The organism is Pseudomonas sp. S11P7 (assembly GCF_023195435.1).
GTDB classification, from domain to species: domain Bacteria; phylum Pseudomonadota; class Gammaproteobacteria; order Pseudomonadales; family Pseudomonadaceae; genus Aquipseudomonas; species Aquipseudomonas fluorescens_G.
Genome location: NZ_JALPKS020000002.1, coordinates 3,882,520 through 3,899,960, shown reverse-complemented (window position 1 = coordinate 3,899,960; position 17,441 = coordinate 3,882,520). Strand labels below are relative to the sequence as shown.

Genomic DNA, 17,441 nt, shown 5'->3' with positions numbered 1-17,441 from the left:
GGAGTCGTAATTCATGCGCATTTCCACCGCTCAGTATTACGGAACGCAAGCTTCGGACTATCAGCGTAACTTCAACAAGGCCGTTGCCACCGCCAGCGAGGCGAGCAGCCTGCAGCGCATCAACACCGCGGCGGATGATCCGATCGGCGCCGGGCGCTTGCTGCAACTGGGCCAGCAGGCCGCGATGCTTGATCAGTACAAGACCAACGTCGACACCACCAAAAGTGCGCTGAACGTGCAAGAGTCCACGCTGGACTCGATCACCACGGCGCTGGCGCGTGCCAAAGAGCTTGCGCTGGCTGCCAACAACGGCACGATCACCGACAAGGACCGCCAGGCTTACGCTTCGGAAATGGGCGAGATCCAGCAACAAGTGCTGGGCCTGATGAACGCCAAGGACGCCAACGGCAACTACCTGTTCTCCGGCTCGAAAACCGACACCGCGCCCTACTCGAAAAATGCCGACGGCACTTTCACTTACAACGGCGACCAGACCACCATCAATCTGGGCATTGGCGACGGCATGACTGTCGGCACCAACACCACCGGTTGGGACGCCTTCCAGCAGACCATCAACACCGGTCGCACCAACACCAAAATGACCGCGCCCGCTGTGGATGACGGCCGTGTCGTGCTGTCCAACGGCACTGTTGGCACTGCTGCCAGCTACGACGCCAAATTCACCGCCGGCCAGCCGTATACCATCGATTTTGTCAGCAGCACCCAGCTGAAAATCACCGATGCCCTGGGTAATGACGTCACTGCCGAAGCCAGCCAGAACGGCCTGATCAGCAACAGCAGCGGCGCCAACCAGACCGTCAGTTTCCGTGGCGTCGACCTCAAGTTGAACGTCAACCTCAAGGCCGGCGACACCAACCCGGATGCAGTCATTGCCGGGCACAGCTTCCAGCTGTCGAGCACGCCTGATTCGTTCACCACCACGCGCAGCCCGGGTAATACCTCGACGTCGGTGATCACCGGTTCGTCCATCACCGACCAGGCCGCTTACACCGCCGCATTCCCGCAGGGCGGTGCAGTCCTCAAGTTCACCAGCGCGACCGATTTCGATCTGTACGCAGCGCCGGTGACGGCTGACAGCAAGCCGGTATCGTCGGGCACCGTGGTCGGTGGCAACGCGACTGCTGCCGGTGTGACCTTCGCACTCGGCGGTGCACCAGCGACGGGCGATCAGTTCTCGATTCAGCCGAACAATCACCAGACCCAGAACGTGCTCGACACCCTGGGCCAGATGATCACGGCGCTGAACACCCCGGTCGATGGCGATCCGGTTGCCAAGCAGAAACTGCAGGGCGCCATGGAGGCGGGCCTCGGCAACATCGACGCCGCCGCCAATCAGATCGGCACCGCCGTCACCACCATCGGTGCGCGCGGTCAGGCACTGGACATGCAAGCCATCACCAACGACAGCCTGAGCACAGCGAACACCACGACCCAAGGCTCGATCCGTGATTCCGATCCGGCCGAAGTCATGACGCGCCTGACCTTGCAGCAGACCATGCTGCAAGCCTCGCAACTGGCGTTCAGCAAGATCAGCCAGTTGGGTCTGTTCAACAAGATCTGACGGTGGGCGGGCGTGCGAGCGCCCGCTGACCTTGTCCCTCTGTTAATGATTTTTGCGGTATCAAGGGCTCGCTTTTCCGAGCGGGCTCGCACCGCCTGTGAGCCCGCCGTGAATTCACTCCCCCTCGTCAGCATTGCCATTCCTGCGTTCAATCCGCGCTTTTTCGAGCGGACGTTGAACAGTGCCGTCAGCCAGACGTACAGCAATCTGGACATCGTCGTGTGCGATGACAGTCGTGGTGACGAGATCAAGGACATCGTCAGCCTGGTCATCGAGCAAACCGGGGTCCAGGTACGCTACGTTCGCAATCCGCAGACCCTGGGGCTGGTGGGCAATCTGAAGGTCTGCCTCGAACAGGCGCGCGGCGAGTTCATCAAATTCCTGTGTGACGATGACTTGCTCTATTCGGCCTGCATCGAACAGCAGGCCCATGAGTTACAGCGCGAAGAAGTCAGTCTGGTGATCGCTCAGCGGCTGCTGTGGGACGCCAACGACATCATTCTGCCGGCCCGTTTGGAAAACAGCTCGCTGTCACCCGTGAGCGCCTTGCTCAAAGGCGACGATGTGCTGAGCATTTTCGAGAAGTTCCCGGTCAATGTCCTCGGCGGCTTCAGCAGTGCGTTGTTCCGGCGTGCCGATGTCGCCGAACTGTTGCCGGCGCTCACTGAAGAGGGTGCATGCTTCGTTGCGACCCTGGATTTTGCCTTGTATGTCTGTCTGCTGCGACGCGGCAACATGGTGACGTCCAACAATGTTCTGAGCGCCGAGCGACTTTACCCTGAGCGTTTGAGCGCGCAGCAACCGATGAAGGATGCTGCCGAGGTTGAGCGCGAGTGGCTTTCGCAAATGCTCAAAGTGCGCAGCGGCGAGTCGGCACCCGCGAAGGGCTGGGTTCGCTATGTGCGACTGACCAAGGCCGATGAGTCGCCGCGCGTTTGGGACGAACTGCCACTGAGCCGTACGCTGGGTACCAAGCAAAGCCGCCAGGAAATGGGCGTGGGTGTCGACAGCTTCAGTTTCGGCGAGCTCTATGCACAGTGGCTGGCATGTCGGGTGCTGACCGAGACGCAGCGAAAATGGTTGCCGGAGACCCTTGCGGGCTGGCCGCAGCAGCCGAGAATCGTGCCGATCGTCATTGATGCGCAGGGTAGCCGCGACGGTCTCGAGCGCACTCTGCAAGCGCTCGCTGCCCAGGACTATCCGCCGGAGCTGGTGCTGGTGCTGTCCGTAGCCTGTACCGAAGCGCAGCTGCAGGATCGAGTGTTCCACATGCCGTTGCAGGATGATGGTCTGGAGCAGATCAATACGCTGTTGCCGCAACTCGAAGGCGCCGACTGGTTCTATCTGCTGCAACCGGGAGATCGCCCGGTGGCGCCGGCATTGCTGGTGATGGCCGATCGCATCGCGCATTCGCGGTCGCTGACGTGTCTGTACAGTGATGAAGGCAGCCTGCGCGACGGCGAATCGGCGGAACCGGCGTTCAAACCGGACTTCAACCTCGACCTCATGCGCAGTTATCCATACGTCGGGCGAGCGCTGGCATTCCAGCGCGAACGCTTCCTCGCGCTCGGTGGGTTTGCGCCAACATTCGCCGAACTGGCGCCACACGACATGCTCTGGCGGATGGCCGAAAGCGATGGCCTGCACGTCATTGGCCACGTCGCTGAAGTGCTGCTGGAGTCCAAGTTCGACCTGTCGCAATGGCTCACCGAGCCTGGTGTGCTGGAGCAAAGTCCGCGAATTCTCGAGGCGCATCTGCAGCGCCTCGGCATTGCTCATGAAATCCGCCAGAACGGGCTGCTCAATCGTGTCGACTACCGTCACGCGCAGCGCCCTCTGGTGTCGGTGATCATCGTCACTCAGGACCAGACTGCCGCCTTGCAGCGCTGTGTCGAAACGCTGCTGGAGAAAACCGCCTACACCGAGTATGAATTGCTCCTGGTCGACAACGGCAGCGAAAGCGCCGAAGCGCTGGCGTGGCTTGACGGCATGGCGCAGCTGGGCAGCGACCGGATTCGCGTGCTGCGGTGTGCGCAAAAGGACAATGTCGCTGCCGTGCACAACTTCGCCGCACGCCAGGCGCGCGGTGAGTATGTGCTGCTGCTCAATGCCTTTGCGGTGATCACCCAGGCCGACTGGCTCGACGAACTGCTCAATCATGCACAACGTCCTGAAGTCGGGGTGGTCGGCGCCAAGCTGTTCAACCCGGACGGTGGCGTGCTGCACGCCGGTCTCATCCTGGGTCTGAACGGGCCGGCGGGTCTGCCGTTCTACGGCCAGCCGATGCAGTCGGATGGGTATATGCACCGGCTGCAGGCTGTGCATGACCTGAGCGCGGTCGGTGGCGATTGCCTGGTGATTCGCAAATCGGTATTCGAAGCGGCCGGCGGCCTGGACGAGCAGGATTTCAAGCAAACGCTCAATGTCGTGGATCTGTGTCTGCGCATTGGCCGCGACGGTTATCTGGTGGTGATGAACCCGCACGCCGTACTGGCGGTGGGCGCGCGGCCAGGTACGGCGGCGACGCCGGCAGAGGAAGCGCAGCACGCCGAGGAAAAGGACACCTTTTATCAGCGCTGGCTGCCACTGGTTGCGCGCGATCCGGCCTATAACGTCAACCTGACGTTGCAGGGCGTAGGCGCCACCAACTTCAGTCTCGAACCAGGCCTGCGTACCGGCTGGAGAGCCTTCTCCAAGGCACAACTGCCGAACGTGCTCGCGGTTCCGATCAACGCCTCTGCCATCGGCCATTACCGTATGAGCCAGCCACTGATCGAGCTGGAAGCAGCCAACCGCGTGGAAGGGCGCATCTGTTACGGCTTGCCGTCGATCATTGATATCGAACGCCAGGCGCCCGATGTGATCGTCCTGCAGGGGCGCTACTCGGAGCACGCCATCGATGAAATCCCGCCGCTGAAGAAATTCTTCAATGCCCGACGGATTTTCGAGCTCGACGACTATGTGATCGATGTTCCCCATCGCAATGCGCACATTCGCAATATGCCGGGCAAGTCGGACATGGAGCGTATGGTGCGCCGGGCGATCGGCCTGTGCGATCGCGTGGTGGTCTCTACCGCGCCCCTGGCCAACGCGCTGTCGGACATGCATCACGACATTCGCGTGGTGCCGAACATGTTGGCCAAGGATCTGTGGGGGCACCTGCGCAGCCAGCGCCGCACCTCGAAAAAACCGCGTGTCGGCTGGGGCGGCGGCACCAGTCACCATGGCGATCTGGCGGTGATCGCCGACGTGGTCCGCGAACTGGCGAATGAAGTGGACTGGGTGTTCTTCGGCATGTGCCCGGATGACTTGCTGCCGTACATGCACGAATTTCACGGTGTGATCCCGCTGGATGTGTATCCGGCAAAACTGGCCAGCCTGAACCTTGATCTGGCTTTGGCGCCGCTGGAGTTCCACATCTTCAACGACTGCAAGAGCAACCTGCGCCTGCTGGAATACGGCGCCTGCGGCTATCCGGTGGTCTGCACCGACACCGAGGCCTATCGCGGTTACTTGCCGTGCACCCGGGTCAAGACCAACACGACCGATGAATGGCTGCAGGCGATCCGCATGCATCTGGCTGACCCGGATGCCAGCTATCGCATGGGCGATGAATTGCGTGAGGTGGTGCTGCGTGACTACGTGCTGCGCGGCGATAACCTGCGGCACTGGGAATACGGCTGGCTGGCGGATTGATCTGTCGCAAGGCTTCATTGAAAGGCGATCTCTCGGGTCGCCTTTTTTACAGAATCAACGATTTGTACGAGTCGATCAGGCGAGGGAATGCGCGCTGGACAGGCAATGCCCGCACTGACGGATCCGGTTTCAACAACAACGCAAGGAAGATGTGATGACAGTCGTGAATGGAACGAGTGAAGCGGACGTCCTGCTGGGCACCGACAGCAATGACCAACTCTATGGACTGGAGTCGGATGATGTCCTGCTGGCAAGTACGGGATCGGATGAGCTCGATGGCGGTGACGGCTTCGACACGGCGAATTACTACGCAATAACCTCAGGAATCAACGTCGAACTGGCCGAGGGTGCGACTACCGTCACCGGCCCCGACGGCAAGCTCGATACGCTGATATCCGTTGAGAAGATCGTCGGCACCTTTTCCAACGATACGTTCAGCAGTTCGGTAGCCGGCGTGACGCTGGAAGGCAGCAGCGGTGACGATGTCTACATCGTCACCGCCGAAGACGTGACCATCGTCGAGGAAGACTGGGGTGGCTATGACGAACTGCGCACCAGCCTCAACAGCTTCAAGATGGCTGGCTTCGTCGAGAAGCTGACCTTCACGGGTACCGGTGATTTCAAGGCTTACGGCAGTGACACCGACAACGAGATCATCGCGGGTGCCGGTAACGACTGGCTGTGGGGTGGTGATGGTGCCGATCATTTTGTCGGGGGGGACGGTTACGACACCGTCAGCTACAGCGACAGCCTTGAAGGGGTGCGAGTCGAAGACTTCGCCAACTACGACGGCCTGACCATCGCCTATGGCGATATTTTCACCGGCATCGAAGCGCTTCAGGGTTCGGGCTTCGATGATGTGATTTATCGTCACAAGGACTCGATGAGTATCGATGGTGCGCAGGGCTACGACACTGTCAATTACCGCTACGCCTTCGACGTGGCCAATGTCGTGATCGGCTATGGCAGCAACCTCGCTGGTGACACGCTGCTCAACGTGGAAGAGGTTATCGGTACCTCAGGCGCCGATCGTTTTGTCGTCAATGCCAGTGGTGTGAAGGTGGCTGGCGGTATCGGTGATGACGTTTATACGATCAACAGCACCGGCGTGACTGTCGAAGAAGACGACAGCTTCATGGGCGGTACCGATCATGTGTACACCAGCCTCTCCGAGTTGAAGCTGAGTGCGTTCGTTGAGCGGTTGACCTATACCGGCAGCAGCGATTTCACCGGTTACGGCAATGACGAGAACAATACGATAGTTTCCGGGGCCGGGAACGATGTGCTGCTGGGCGGGGCGGGGGCCGATAACTTTGAAGGTGGCGCGGGCATAGACATCGTCAGCTATGACGACAGTACTGAAGGCTTGAGCGCCTCGCTGAAATGGGGAGCGCAGAGCGGTATCGCCTTCCATGACGTCTACATCGACATCGAAGGCCTGCGCGGCAGCCAGTTCAATGATGTCCTGGAGGGTGAGTGGGGCGACAACGTCCTTGAAGGCGGTGGTGGTGACGACCAGATTCAGGGTGGCGATGGCAACGACCATATCTACGGTGGTCTGGCATCCGGTCTCGATGCAGCCGGGCAGTCCGACACCTTGTTCGGTGGCTTGGGCGATGACGTCATCATCGCTGCGCGCGACGGTCTGTTTACCTGGGTCAGTGGCGATGAAGGCAATGACAACATTACCCTTGGACGAGGCGTGGCCTATGGTGGGCAGGGGAATGACGTGTTGATCTTCAACGGCACCGGCCCGTCGAGTGTGGGCGGCAGCGGGTTTGGCGAGCAGGGCGATGATACCTATGTGGTGAACACGTCTGCGTTGGTGACGATCAAGGATGAAGGGCTGGATGCCAATGACACGCTGATTCTGAACACGATCGCTGACGCCAGTCAGTTGAGCGTGACCCGTGTAGGCGATGACGTTTATCTGCACAGTGCCAATGACGGTAGCAGTGGCGTGCCGGACAGTGGTGTGCGGCTGGTGGACTGGTATGCGGGGTTTGCGACTATCGAGCATGTTCAGACGGCTGATGGTCAGGTCTTTGAACTGCCTGCGGGTGGTGATGGGTTTGCCATGTTCGGGTAGTTGTCGGGGGCTTTGAGAAGGGGGATGAATCTTTGGGTTCGTCCCTTTTTTTTTTTGGCCTTGGCGGCCTCTGGGCCGACCAGGCTCTTGGTGTTTTGGGTGAATATCCGTTGCTTCGGGTGTGGCTTATGGCGGTTTCGCCCTTACGGCGAGTCACCTTTTTCAAACGCCAAAAAGGTAACCCAAAACGCTTGCTCCTGCGTTCGGCCCTCGCAGGCTCGGGTCCCTTCGCTCCGGGATCGATCCGGGCGCAGCGGCTACGGTTTGCTGCGCTGCACCTACGTCCGCTGTGTCTGGCTACGCCAGACGGTCGCTGCGCTCCCACGCCCGGATCAATCCCTCCACTCAGCCTTCCGATGTCGCCGGTGACGCAAGATCAAGAGCACTCGAGCTGGCGCTCATTGTTGAGTGGTGAAAAGCGTCGCATGGCTTTGGATTGGTGGCGTGGCTACCCCCTCACCCCAGCCCTCTCCCCCTGGAGAGGGAGCCGATTTGTGGGCTTTTCAAAGTCTGAGTTCGACTCGGTATTTCAGGTCGGCGTACCTCTCGCATCCACCTCGGTCAGTCCCCTCTCCCTCCGGGAGAGGGCTAGGGTGAGGGGCTTTTGATTTTTGCTCCGGCTGGTGTTCCTCGTTGTCAATGATTTTGGAGCTGGCGCGTTTCCTGCAAGTCCCCCTCAAATCGCCATAAAACGAGCGCTCGCGGTTATTTCACCTGCGCCCGGAACGGCAAAAGGTGTCGCCGCGGCCCGCAATGCTCAACAAAGCCATGCGCAGCCCGGTGAAGAACAAGAGGGGAGACGATGAAGGCAGTAATTTTGGCGGGTGGCCTCGGTACGCGCATCAGCGAAGAGTCGCACCTCAAGCCCAAGCCGATGATCGAGATCGGCGGCAAGCCAATTCTCTGGCACATCATGAAGCAGTATTCCGCCCATGGAATCCACGACTTCGTCATTTGCCTGGGCTACAAGGGTTATGCGATCAAGGACTTCTTCGCCAACTACTTCCTGCATACCTCCGACGTCACCTTCAACATGCGCGAAAACCGCATGGACGTGCACCAGAACTACAGCGAGCCGTGGAGCGTCACCCTGATCGACACCGGTGAGGAAACCATGACCGGCGGCCGTCTGTTGCGCGCCGGCCGTTATCTGCAGGATGAAGAGGCGTTCTGCTTCACCTACGGCGATGGCGTTTCCGATATCAACATTGCTCAGCTGGTCGACTACCACAAAGCCCACGGGCGTCTGGCGACCGTCACTGCCGTGCAGCCGCCGGGCCGTTACGGCGCCCTTGAGCGTCAAGGCGATCAAGTGCTGGGCTTCACCGAAAAACCCCGTGGCGATGGCGGCTGGATCAACGGCGGCTTCTTCGTGCTCTCGCCAAAGGTGTTGCCATACATCGCTGATGACGCCACCACCTGGGAAGCCGAGCCATTGGCGCGTCTGGCTGCGGACGAACAGTTGAAAGCCTTCGAACACGAAGGTTTCTGGCACCCCATGGACACCCTGCGCGACAAGAATCATCTCGAAGCACTGTGGCAGAGCGGGGAGGCCCCATGGAAGCAATGGGCCTGAGTGCGGATTTCTGGCGCGGCAAACGCGTTCTCGTCACCGGACACACCGGTTTCAAAGGCAGCTGGCTGACCCTGTGGTTGCAAAGCCTTGGCGCGCAAGTCAGCGGCTTTTCGCTGGACCCGTCCACCGAGCCGAGCCTGTTCCATCTGGCGCGGGTCAGCGAGGGCATCAACGATCAGCGCGGTGACTTGCGCGATCTCGGCGCCTTGCTGGAAATCATTGCCGACACCGAACCGGAGATCGTCCTGCATCTGGCGGCGCAGCCGTTGGTACGCGAAGGCTATCGCGATCCGCTCGGCACTTATTCCAGCAACGTCATGGGCACGCTGAACCTGCTCGAAGCGATTCGTCAGGTCGGTGGCGTGCGCGCCTGCGTGCTGGTGACCACCGACAAGGTCTACGCCAATAAGGAATGGCTGTGGCCGTACCGCGAAGACGAAGCCCTCGGTGGTCACGACCCGTACAGCAGCAGCAAGGCCTGTTGCGAGCTGTTGGCGCAGTCCTATGCCGCGTCGTTTTTCCCGGCGGACAAACACGCCGAACACGGGCTGGCTTTGGCCACCGCGCGTGCTGGCAACGTGCTAGGCGGCGGTGACTTTGCCCCGGAGCGCCTGATTCCCGACGTGCTCAAAGCCTGGAGTGCAGATGAGCCGGTGACCCTGCGCTACCCGCAAGCCGTGCGCCCGTGGCAGCACGCCCTTGAACCGCTGGCCGGCTACCTGCAGTTGGCCGCAGGCCTTTATGAGCAAGGTCCGGAGTATGCCGGCGCGTGGAACTTCGGCCCCGGTGAGGCGGACATGTGCAGCGTCGGCGAAGTCGTCGAATTGCTCGCCAGCCGCTGGCCGCAGGCACCTGGTTTGCGTATCGAAAAAAGCGAATTGCATGAAGCTGGCCTGCTGCGACTGGACAGCAGCCGTGCGCGGCAATTGCTGGGTTGGCAAGCACGCTGGACCTTGCAGCAATGCCTGGCCCAGACCCTCGACTGGCATCTGGCGTGGCAGAACGGCGATGACATGCGCACCGTCACCCTTGGGCAACTGAACCTGTACCGAGGCGCGCTGTGAGCGAGTTCTCCCTGAAGGCGTTGCCACTGGGCGGGCTGTTCAGCGTCCAGCACAAGCGCTTCGAAGATCAGCGCGGGCACTTCGCCCGGTTGTTCTGCGAGGGCAGTCTGAGCGCGTTCGGCAGTGCGTTCCACATCCGCCAGATCAATCATTCCTGCACGCGCGAGCAGGGCAGTGTGCGTGGGCTGCATTATCAGAATGCCAACGCTCCGGAAGCCAAACTGATCACTTGCCTGCGCGGTGAAGTCTGGGATGTCGCGGTGGATCTGCGTCCTGACTCGGAAACCTTCTTGCAATGGCACGCCGAACATCTCAAGGCTGGCGACGGTCGCAGCCTGCTGATCCCGGCTGGCTTCGCCCACGGCTTCCAGACCCTCAGCGAAGATGCCGAACTGCTTTACCTGCACAGCGCCGATTACGCGCCGGAGCATGAGGGCGGGCTGTCGGTAAACGATCCGCGGCTGGCGATTGCCTGGCCATTGCCTGTCAATAATTTGTCAGCGCGTGATTCCAGCCATCCCGCGCTCGATCAACACTTTGCTGGAGTGCGTCTATGAACTGCCGTGGGTGTGCTGCACCGCTGAGCCTGCCGCTGATCGACCTCGGCACCTCGCCACCGTCCAACGCCTATGTACATGCCGATCGCCTGGAGCAGGCCGAGCAATGGGTGCCGCTCAAGGTCGCGGTATGTCAGCAATGCTGGCTGGTACAGACCGAGGATTACACCCGCGCCGACAGCCTGTTCGACGCCGAGTACGCCTATTTCAGTTCGTTCTCCAGCACCTGGCTGGCCCACGCCGAGCGTTATGTCGCCGAGATGGTCGAGCGCTTCGGCCTCAACGCTGACAGCCGCGTAGTCGAAGTCGCCGCCAACGACGGCTACTTGCTGCAATACGTCGCCGCGCGCGGCATTGCCTGCCTGGGCGTCGAGCCAACCCGCAGCACTGCGCAGGCGGCACGCGAGAAAGGCCTGGAGATTCGGGAACTGTTCTTCGGTCGTGACACCGCCGCGCAGCTGCAAAGCGAAGGCTGGGGCGCCGACCTGATGGCGGCCAACAACGTGCTTGCGCATGTGCCGGACATCAACGATTTCCTCGGCGGTTTTGCCACGCTGCTCAAGCCGAGCGGTGTCGCCACCTTCGAATTTCCGCAACTGCTGACGCTGATGGCCGGTGCGCAGTTCGACACGCTGTATCACGAACACTATTCCTACCTGTCGCTGACCGCCGTGCAGACTTTGTGCGAGCGCAATGGCCTGGAAGTTTTCGACGTCAGCCAGTTGAGCACCCACGGCGGCTCGCTGCGCGTGTTCGTGCAGCGCAAGGACGGCGAGCGCCGAGCGGTACAAGCGGCCGTTGAGCAACAGTTGCAGGCCGAACTCGATGCCGGGGTGAAAACCGCTGACTACTACGCGACGCTCGCGCCCGCCGCTGAACGCATCAAACATGAACTGCTGCGCTTTCTTTTGCAGGCCAAGGCCGAGGGCAAACGGGTGGTCGGTTACGGTGCGGCGGCCAAGGGCAATACCTTGCTCAACTACGCCGGGGTCAAGCCGGACCTGCTCGCCTGGGTCGCGGATGCCAACCCGCACAAGCAAGGCAAATTTCTGCCGGGCAGCCGCATCCCGATCGTGGCGCCGGCGCAGATCGATATCGACAAGCCGGACTACGTGCTGGTGCTGCCATGGAACCTGCTGCACGAAGTCAGTCAGCAGCTGGCGCAAGTGCGTCAGTGGGACGGACGCTTCGTGATCGCCGTGCCTGAGTTGAAAGTGCTGTGAAGGTGCTGGTCACGGGCGCCACGGGTTTTGTCGGTCGGCATCTGGTTGCCGCGTTGCTGGCATGCGGCTGCGAAGTGCGCGCGGTGGCGCGTAATGCGCAAACCGCGCAAGGCATGCCGTGGATCAACGACGTCGAGTTCGTCGCCGCGGATATTCATGCTGCTGACCTCGATGTCCGCGCGTTGACCGCTGGCATCGATGCCCTGGCGCATCTGGCCTGGCCGGGTTTGCCGAACTATCGGGCGCTGTTCCATTTCGAGCACAACCTGATGGCCGATTATCGCTTTATCAAAAGCGCGGTCGAGGCCGGCTTAAAGCAGGTGCTGGTCACCGGTACCTGCTTCGAATATGGCATGCAAAGCGGCCCGCTCAGTGAAACAACCGAGCCACGCCCGAGTAATCCGTACGGTCTGGCGAAACATACGCTGCACCTGTTTCTGCAGAGTCTGCAGCAGGAACGGCCGTTCACCCTGCAATGGGCGCGGTTGTTCTATCTGCACGGCGAAGGGCAGAACCCCAACAGCCTGCTCGCGGCGCTGGACCGGGCGATCGATGCCGGTGATGCGTCATTCAACATGTCGGCCGGTGAGCAGTTGCGCGATTTTCTGCCGATTGAAAACGCGGCCGGTTACCTCGCCGCGATCCTGCAAAAACACGATTTCAATGGCGTAATCAATTGCGCCAGTGGCCAAGCAGTGTCGGTGCGCTCGTTGGTTGAGCAGCGTCTGCGCGAACGCGGCGCGACGATCCAATTGAACCTCGGCCATTACCCCTATCCGAGCCACGAACCGCTGGCGTTCTGGGCGGTGACCGAGCGCTTGCAACAGTTACTGGGAGAGCCGCAATGAGGCACGAGTTGTATCGGGTCACCGACCTGCCGGTGTTGCAGAACCGTACCTTCGCTGACGCAGCATCGGCGCAGGCGTCGGCGAGTGCCGACATGCTGTTGGTACAGGACGCGCGCAGCGGTCTGATCTTCAATGCTGCGTTCGATGCCGACAAGCTCAGCTACGACGCCGATTACCAGAACGAGCAGGCGCATTCCGGCCAGTTCCAGAAGCACTTGAATGACGTCGAAGGCATTATCGCCAGGCACTTCAAGGGCCAGGAACTGATCGAGGTCGGCTGCGGCAAGGGCTATTTCCTCGAACTGCTCAAGCGCCTGGGCTACTCGATCACCGGCATCGACCCGGCTTACGAAGGCGAAAATGCCGACGTGATCAAGGCGCCGTTTACCCGCGGCCTGGGGCTGGCCGCCGATGCGATCGTTCTGCGCCATGTGCTGGAGCATATCCAGGACCCGGTGAGCTTCCTCGCCGTGATCGCCGAGGCCAATCAGGGCGGGCAGATCTACATCGAAGTGCCGTGCTTCGACTGGATTCTCGAACACAAGGCCTGGTTCGACCTGTTCTATGAGCACGTCAATTACTTCCGCCTCGATGACCTGCGCCGTCTGTTCGGCACCGTACATGAGGCTGGCCATCTGTTCGGTGGCCAATACCTGTACATCGTCGCTGACCTGGCGACGTTGCGCCTCGCCCCGGAACAACCGGTGCCGCGCCTGACGTTGCCGGATGGCTTCACCGCCAGCCTCGACCGCGCCGTGCAGATCATTCAATCCGCCCCCGAGCAGGGCTCGGCGATCTGGGGCGCTTCGTCCAAAGGCGTGATCTATTCGCTGTTCCTGCAACGTGCCGGGGTGGCGGTGGACCGCGTGGTCGATATCAACCCGGCCAAGCAGGGGCGTTATCTGCCGTTGAGCGGTGCGCGGGTGTCGTCGCCGCAAGAGGCGATGGATACGCTGCCCGAAGGCGCCAACCTGTTTGTGATGAATTCCAATTACCTCGAAGAGATCAAGCGGATGACCGGTGGACGCTACGTCTATCACGCCGTCGACAGCGCTTCGTTCCAGTGACCCTTGAGATGACCAACATGACCGACAACAGCATCAACCAAGCCTTCGAAGCCGAGTGCCGCGAGCAGATCGCCCAGCAGGGTGACAACCCGAAACTGACCGGCCTGGCCCGCGATTTCTTCAACGAATCGGCAAAGCACAAGTACAGCTACCACTTCTCGTGGATGGGCCGCCCGATCATCCAGCTGCCGCAAGACATGATGGCCATGCAGGAGATCATCTGGCAGGTCAAACCGGACCTGGTCATCGAGTGCGGCATCGCTCACGGCGGTTCGATCATCTACTACGCCTCGTTGCTGGAACTGCAAGGCCACGGCGAGGTGCTGGGCATCGACCTGGATATCCGTGCGCACAACCGCGAAGCGATCGAAAGCCACCCGATGGCCAAGCGCATCAAGATGATCGAAGGCTCGAGCATCGATGCAGGCATCGCCGCCCAGGTGCAAGCGGCGGCCAAGGGCAAGAAAGTCATTCTGGTGCTCGACTCCAACCACACCCACGATCACGTCCTCGAAGAGCTGCGTCTCTACGCACCGCTGGTGTCGGTCGACAGCTATTGCGTGGTGATGGACACCGTGGTCGAAGACATGCCGGCCGATTTCTTCCCGGATCGTCCGTGGGGCCCGGGTGACAACCCGAAAACCGCGGTGTGGAAATACCTGGAAGAAAACCAGGATTTCGAGATCGACCAGCAGTTGCAGAACAAGCTGCTGATCACCGTGGCGCCGGACGGCTATCTGCGTCGCGTTCGTTAATTCGCAACATCCCCAAAGCGTTATCTCGGCGAGTCGCCGGTTGTGGAGAGAAGTTATGCAAGGCAAGTACAGTTCTGAACTGACGCTACCGCTCAGCGAGTTGTTGACGGTGGTGCTGATTACTCACAACCGGCCGGCGTTCCTGCGCCGTGCGGTGAAGTACTACAGCAGCTTGCCCTGCCGCATCATGGTGCTGGACTCCTCGCCGGAACGGCCGGAAGGCGATTTCTCCGCCGTCGATTATCATCACGTGCCGCAATTCGCCTATTGGGGCATGCAGGCCAAACTGGCCTATGGCGTCGAGCAACTGACCACGCCCTATATGGTGCTGGCGGCGGATGACGACTTCATCGTGTTCGATTCGCTCTGCGAGTCTGTCGGCTTTCTCCAGGCCAATCGTGACTATGGCATGTGCCATGGCTATTGCCTGATGTACCTGGCCAAGGCCGATGGGGTGAACTACTACCGCCGCGACAAGAAGGTTCAGGAAGACTATTCATCCGAGCGCGCGCAGGACCGCGTCATTGACTACATGAGTCAGTACATCCCGCCGTTTTACGCCGTGACCCGTACCGATCTGATGAAAACCTGGCACTCGGCATTGCCGCCGGGGACCAATTTTCAATGGCAGGAAATCGGTCACGTGTACTTCCTGCTGGCCAGCGCCAAGGCACGGATCCTGCCAATTCCTTATGTGGTGCGCGAGATCAACTACGGCGTGTCCGAACACAATACCGATGTATATCACTCGCTGACCTATCTCGATGCCAGGTCGGTCGCCGAACGAGAGGCGTTCGCCGATTTCCTCGTCTCGCTGCCTACCGGTATTCAAAACCTCGATGCAGGGCAGGCCAAGGCATTTGCTCTGGAGAGCTTTGCGGCGATGGCCGAGAGTCTTGCGGTCGGTCGGGCGTTGACTGCCGAGCTGATTTTCGAGTCGACCTGGAATCAGCAATTGCGCCGGCCAGATCGGCGTTTCGGCCCACTGCAGTACGTCGAGATGCCGTTCTACAACCAGGCGTTTTTCGATCTTCTGGAGCAGTTCGAATTCATGCTGCACACCCTGCCGGCGGGTCGCCTTCAGCTGGAAGGGCTGGAAGGCGTATGGACGCGTCAGGCGCATCTGCTGCAGGCGCGCAATAACGATACGCCGGAGAGTGTGATCGACCGGTTGTGGCAGGCGCATGATCTGAATGCGTTCAATCAGGTCGTTGCCAAGCGTCTGGCCGCGCAAATGCAAGTGCTCGGTGACGAGACGGCGGCGCAAATGCATGAATGGATCGCCCGCCTCGAGGCGCTGACGGTCGATGATCATCAGCGCACGTTCGACAAGATGCAATCGGGACGTTTGTTGGATTGGCTGGCTGCACGCGCACCGGCCATCGAGCAGCTCGAGTCGATCCGCCAGCACGTGGCTGCTGAAGGGGGTGGCCCGCAGTTCGGTATCTTCCTGCTTGATCTGGACAACGACATCGACAAGTTGCAGGTGTCGCTCGACAGCCTGGTCGAGGGGCACTGCAAAGCATTCAGGATTGTCGTGTTCACCACCGGTGAAGCGCCGGCAGCGACCACTGCGCGGAACACCTTGCACTTTGTCCGTGTCACGCCCGGCAATCTCGTCGACAAACTCAACCAGAGCGCTCAGCAGTCGCCGAGCGACTGGTTGATGTTGGCTCAGGCCGGTGATGAGTTCACCGCCACCGGCCTGTTGCGCGCCAGCCTTGAACTGATGGGTGCCCAAGGTGTGCGTGCTGTCGCCACCGATGAAATCCAGCGCAAGGAAAACGGTGCGCTGGTCGACGTGTTCCGCCCCGGTTTCAATCTGGATCTGCTGCAAAGCGTGCCGTCACTGATGGCGCGCCATTGGTTGATCCGTCGCCAGGTGCTGCTCGAGGTCGGCGGCTATCAGGCCGATTTCAGCAAGGCGCTGGAATTCGATCTGTTGTTGCGCATCATCGAGCAGGGTGGCCTCGACGGCCTCGCGCATCTCGACGAGCCGCTGTTGATCACCGAGCGGGCGCCGCTGGAGGAAAACACCCACGAACGCCTGGCATTGCTGCGCCATCTCGGCAATCGCGGCTACAAGGCCAAGGTTACTTCGCAAACGCCGGGCACCTGGCAGGTCGATTATCGCCACACCGAGCAGCCACTGGTTTCGATCATTGTGCCGGTCATCGATGATTTGCCGGCGCTGCGTCGTTGCCTGGAAGGCGTGCTGCTGCGAACCCGTTACAGCCGCTACGAAGTATTGCTGGCGGCTGACGCCCGGCAGTCGGCGCAGGTCAATGACTGGCTGGGCACGCTGCGTCATGCCAGGGTCAATGTATTGCGTGCCGATCAGCCACTGAGCGAGGTCGCGTTGTACAACGCCGCCAGCGAGCAGGCCCAGGGTGATTATCTGGTATTGCTGGCCGCTGACAGTGAAGTGGTCAACCCGAACTGGATCGATTCGCTGCTCAATCACGCCCAGCGCCCGGAAGTCGGGATCGTCGGTGCCAAGCTGGTCGATCGCGACGGCAAGGTCTCGCACGCCGGTTTGATCCTGGGTCTGAACGATGGCGTGGGTTCGCCCTTCATCGGCGAGAAACACAAGGCCGAGGGTTACATGCAGCGTCTGGTCGCCGAGCAAAATTATTCGGCCGTCTCCAAGGTCTGCATGATGGTGCGCAAAGAACTGTACAGCGCCTTGGGCGGGCTGGATGAAGCGACTTTTGCTGAAGGTTTCGCCGATGTCGACCTGTGCCTCAAGGCCGGTCAGGCCGGTTACCTCATCCTGTGGACGCCGCTGGTGCAAGTGCTGCACAACGGCGAGCTGGCACAAAAGCCAGCGGCACTGGCGACGCTGCGTGAAAAATGGCCCGACGCCTTCGCGCACGACCCGGCCTACAACGCCAACCTGGCCCTGACCGGCAAAGGTTTCACCCTGGGCGAAAGTGCCCCGATCAACTGGGCACAGTTGCTCGCTTAAGCTCGCCGGACAGGAA

General features: G+C 60.8%; 11 protein-coding genes. All 11 read left to right on the top strand.

Going from position 1 to position 17,441, the window contains the following annotated elements; translation table 11 throughout:
- Positions 1–13 precede the first annotated feature (13 nt).
- Entirely contained in the window at positions 14–1,582 is a 1,569-nt protein-coding gene (locus M0746_RS17915; RefSeq protein ID WP_258450098.1) for a flagellar hook-associated protein 3, read from the top strand.
- A 108-nt stretch (positions 1,583–1,690) separates the two neighbouring features.
- Entirely contained in the window at positions 1,691–5,278 is a 3,588-nt protein-coding gene (locus M0746_RS17910; RefSeq protein ID WP_258450097.1) for a glycosyltransferase, read from the top strand.
- A gap of 154 nt (positions 5,279–5,432) precedes the next feature.
- Positions 5,433–7,367, top strand: a complete 1,935-nt coding sequence (locus M0746_RS17905; RefSeq protein ID WP_258450096.1) for a calcium-binding protein — start codon at positions 5,433–5,435, stop codon at positions 7,365–7,367.
- An 802-nt stretch (positions 7,368–8,169) separates the two neighbouring features.
- Positions 8,170–8,943 (top strand): glucose-1-phosphate cytidylyltransferase, encoded by a 774-nt coding sequence (rfbF, locus tag M0746_RS17900; protein ID WP_090282332.1) that lies wholly within the window; start codon positions 8,170–8,172, stop codon positions 8,941–8,943.
- Positions 8,925–10,007, top strand: a complete 1,083-nt coding sequence (gene rfbG / locus M0746_RS17895; protein WP_208938259.1) for a CDP-glucose 4,6-dehydratase — start codon at positions 8,925–8,927, stop codon at positions 10,005–10,007. Before rfbF ends, rfbG begins: the two co-directional genes overlap by 19 nt.
- The gene (locus M0746_RS17890; protein WP_258450095.1) at positions 10,004–10,564 is read left to right on the top strand and encodes a dTDP-4-dehydrorhamnose 3,5-epimerase family protein; all 561 of its coding nucleotides are present in this window, start codon (positions 10,004–10,006) and stop codon (positions 10,562–10,564) included. The genes rfbG and M0746_RS17890 overlap by 4 nt, the downstream gene beginning before the upstream one ends.
- Positions 10,561–11,787, top strand: coding sequence for a class I SAM-dependent methyltransferase (locus tag M0746_RS17885; RefSeq protein WP_258450094.1), 1,227 nt, complete (start codon positions 10,561–10,563; stop codon positions 11,785–11,787). The genes M0746_RS17890 and M0746_RS17885 overlap by 4 nt, the downstream gene beginning before the upstream one ends.
- Positions 11,784–12,635: an NAD-dependent epimerase/dehydratase family protein gene (locus tag M0746_RS17880; protein ID WP_258450093.1), complete on the top strand. Its 852-nt coding sequence runs from the start codon at positions 11,784–11,786 to the stop codon at positions 12,633–12,635. The genes M0746_RS17885 and M0746_RS17880 overlap by 4 nt, the downstream gene beginning before the upstream one ends.
- Positions 12,632–13,702: a class I SAM-dependent methyltransferase gene (locus M0746_RS17875; RefSeq protein WP_258450092.1), complete on the top strand. Its 1,071-nt coding sequence runs from the start codon at positions 12,632–12,634 to the stop codon at positions 13,700–13,702. The genes M0746_RS17880 and M0746_RS17875 overlap by 4 nt, the downstream gene beginning before the upstream one ends.
- 17 nt (positions 13,703–13,719) lie before the next feature.
- Positions 13,720–14,457, top strand: a complete 738-nt coding sequence (locus M0746_RS17870) for a cephalosporin hydroxylase family protein (RefSeq protein WP_208938254.1) — start codon at positions 13,720–13,722, stop codon at positions 14,455–14,457.
- Positions 14,458–14,512: 55 nt separating this feature from the next.
- Positions 14,513–17,425: a glycosyltransferase family 2 protein gene (locus M0746_RS17865; RefSeq protein WP_258450091.1), complete on the top strand. Its 2,913-nt coding sequence runs from the start codon at positions 14,513–14,515 to the stop codon at positions 17,423–17,425.
- Positions 17,426–17,441: the final 16 nt, after the last annotated feature.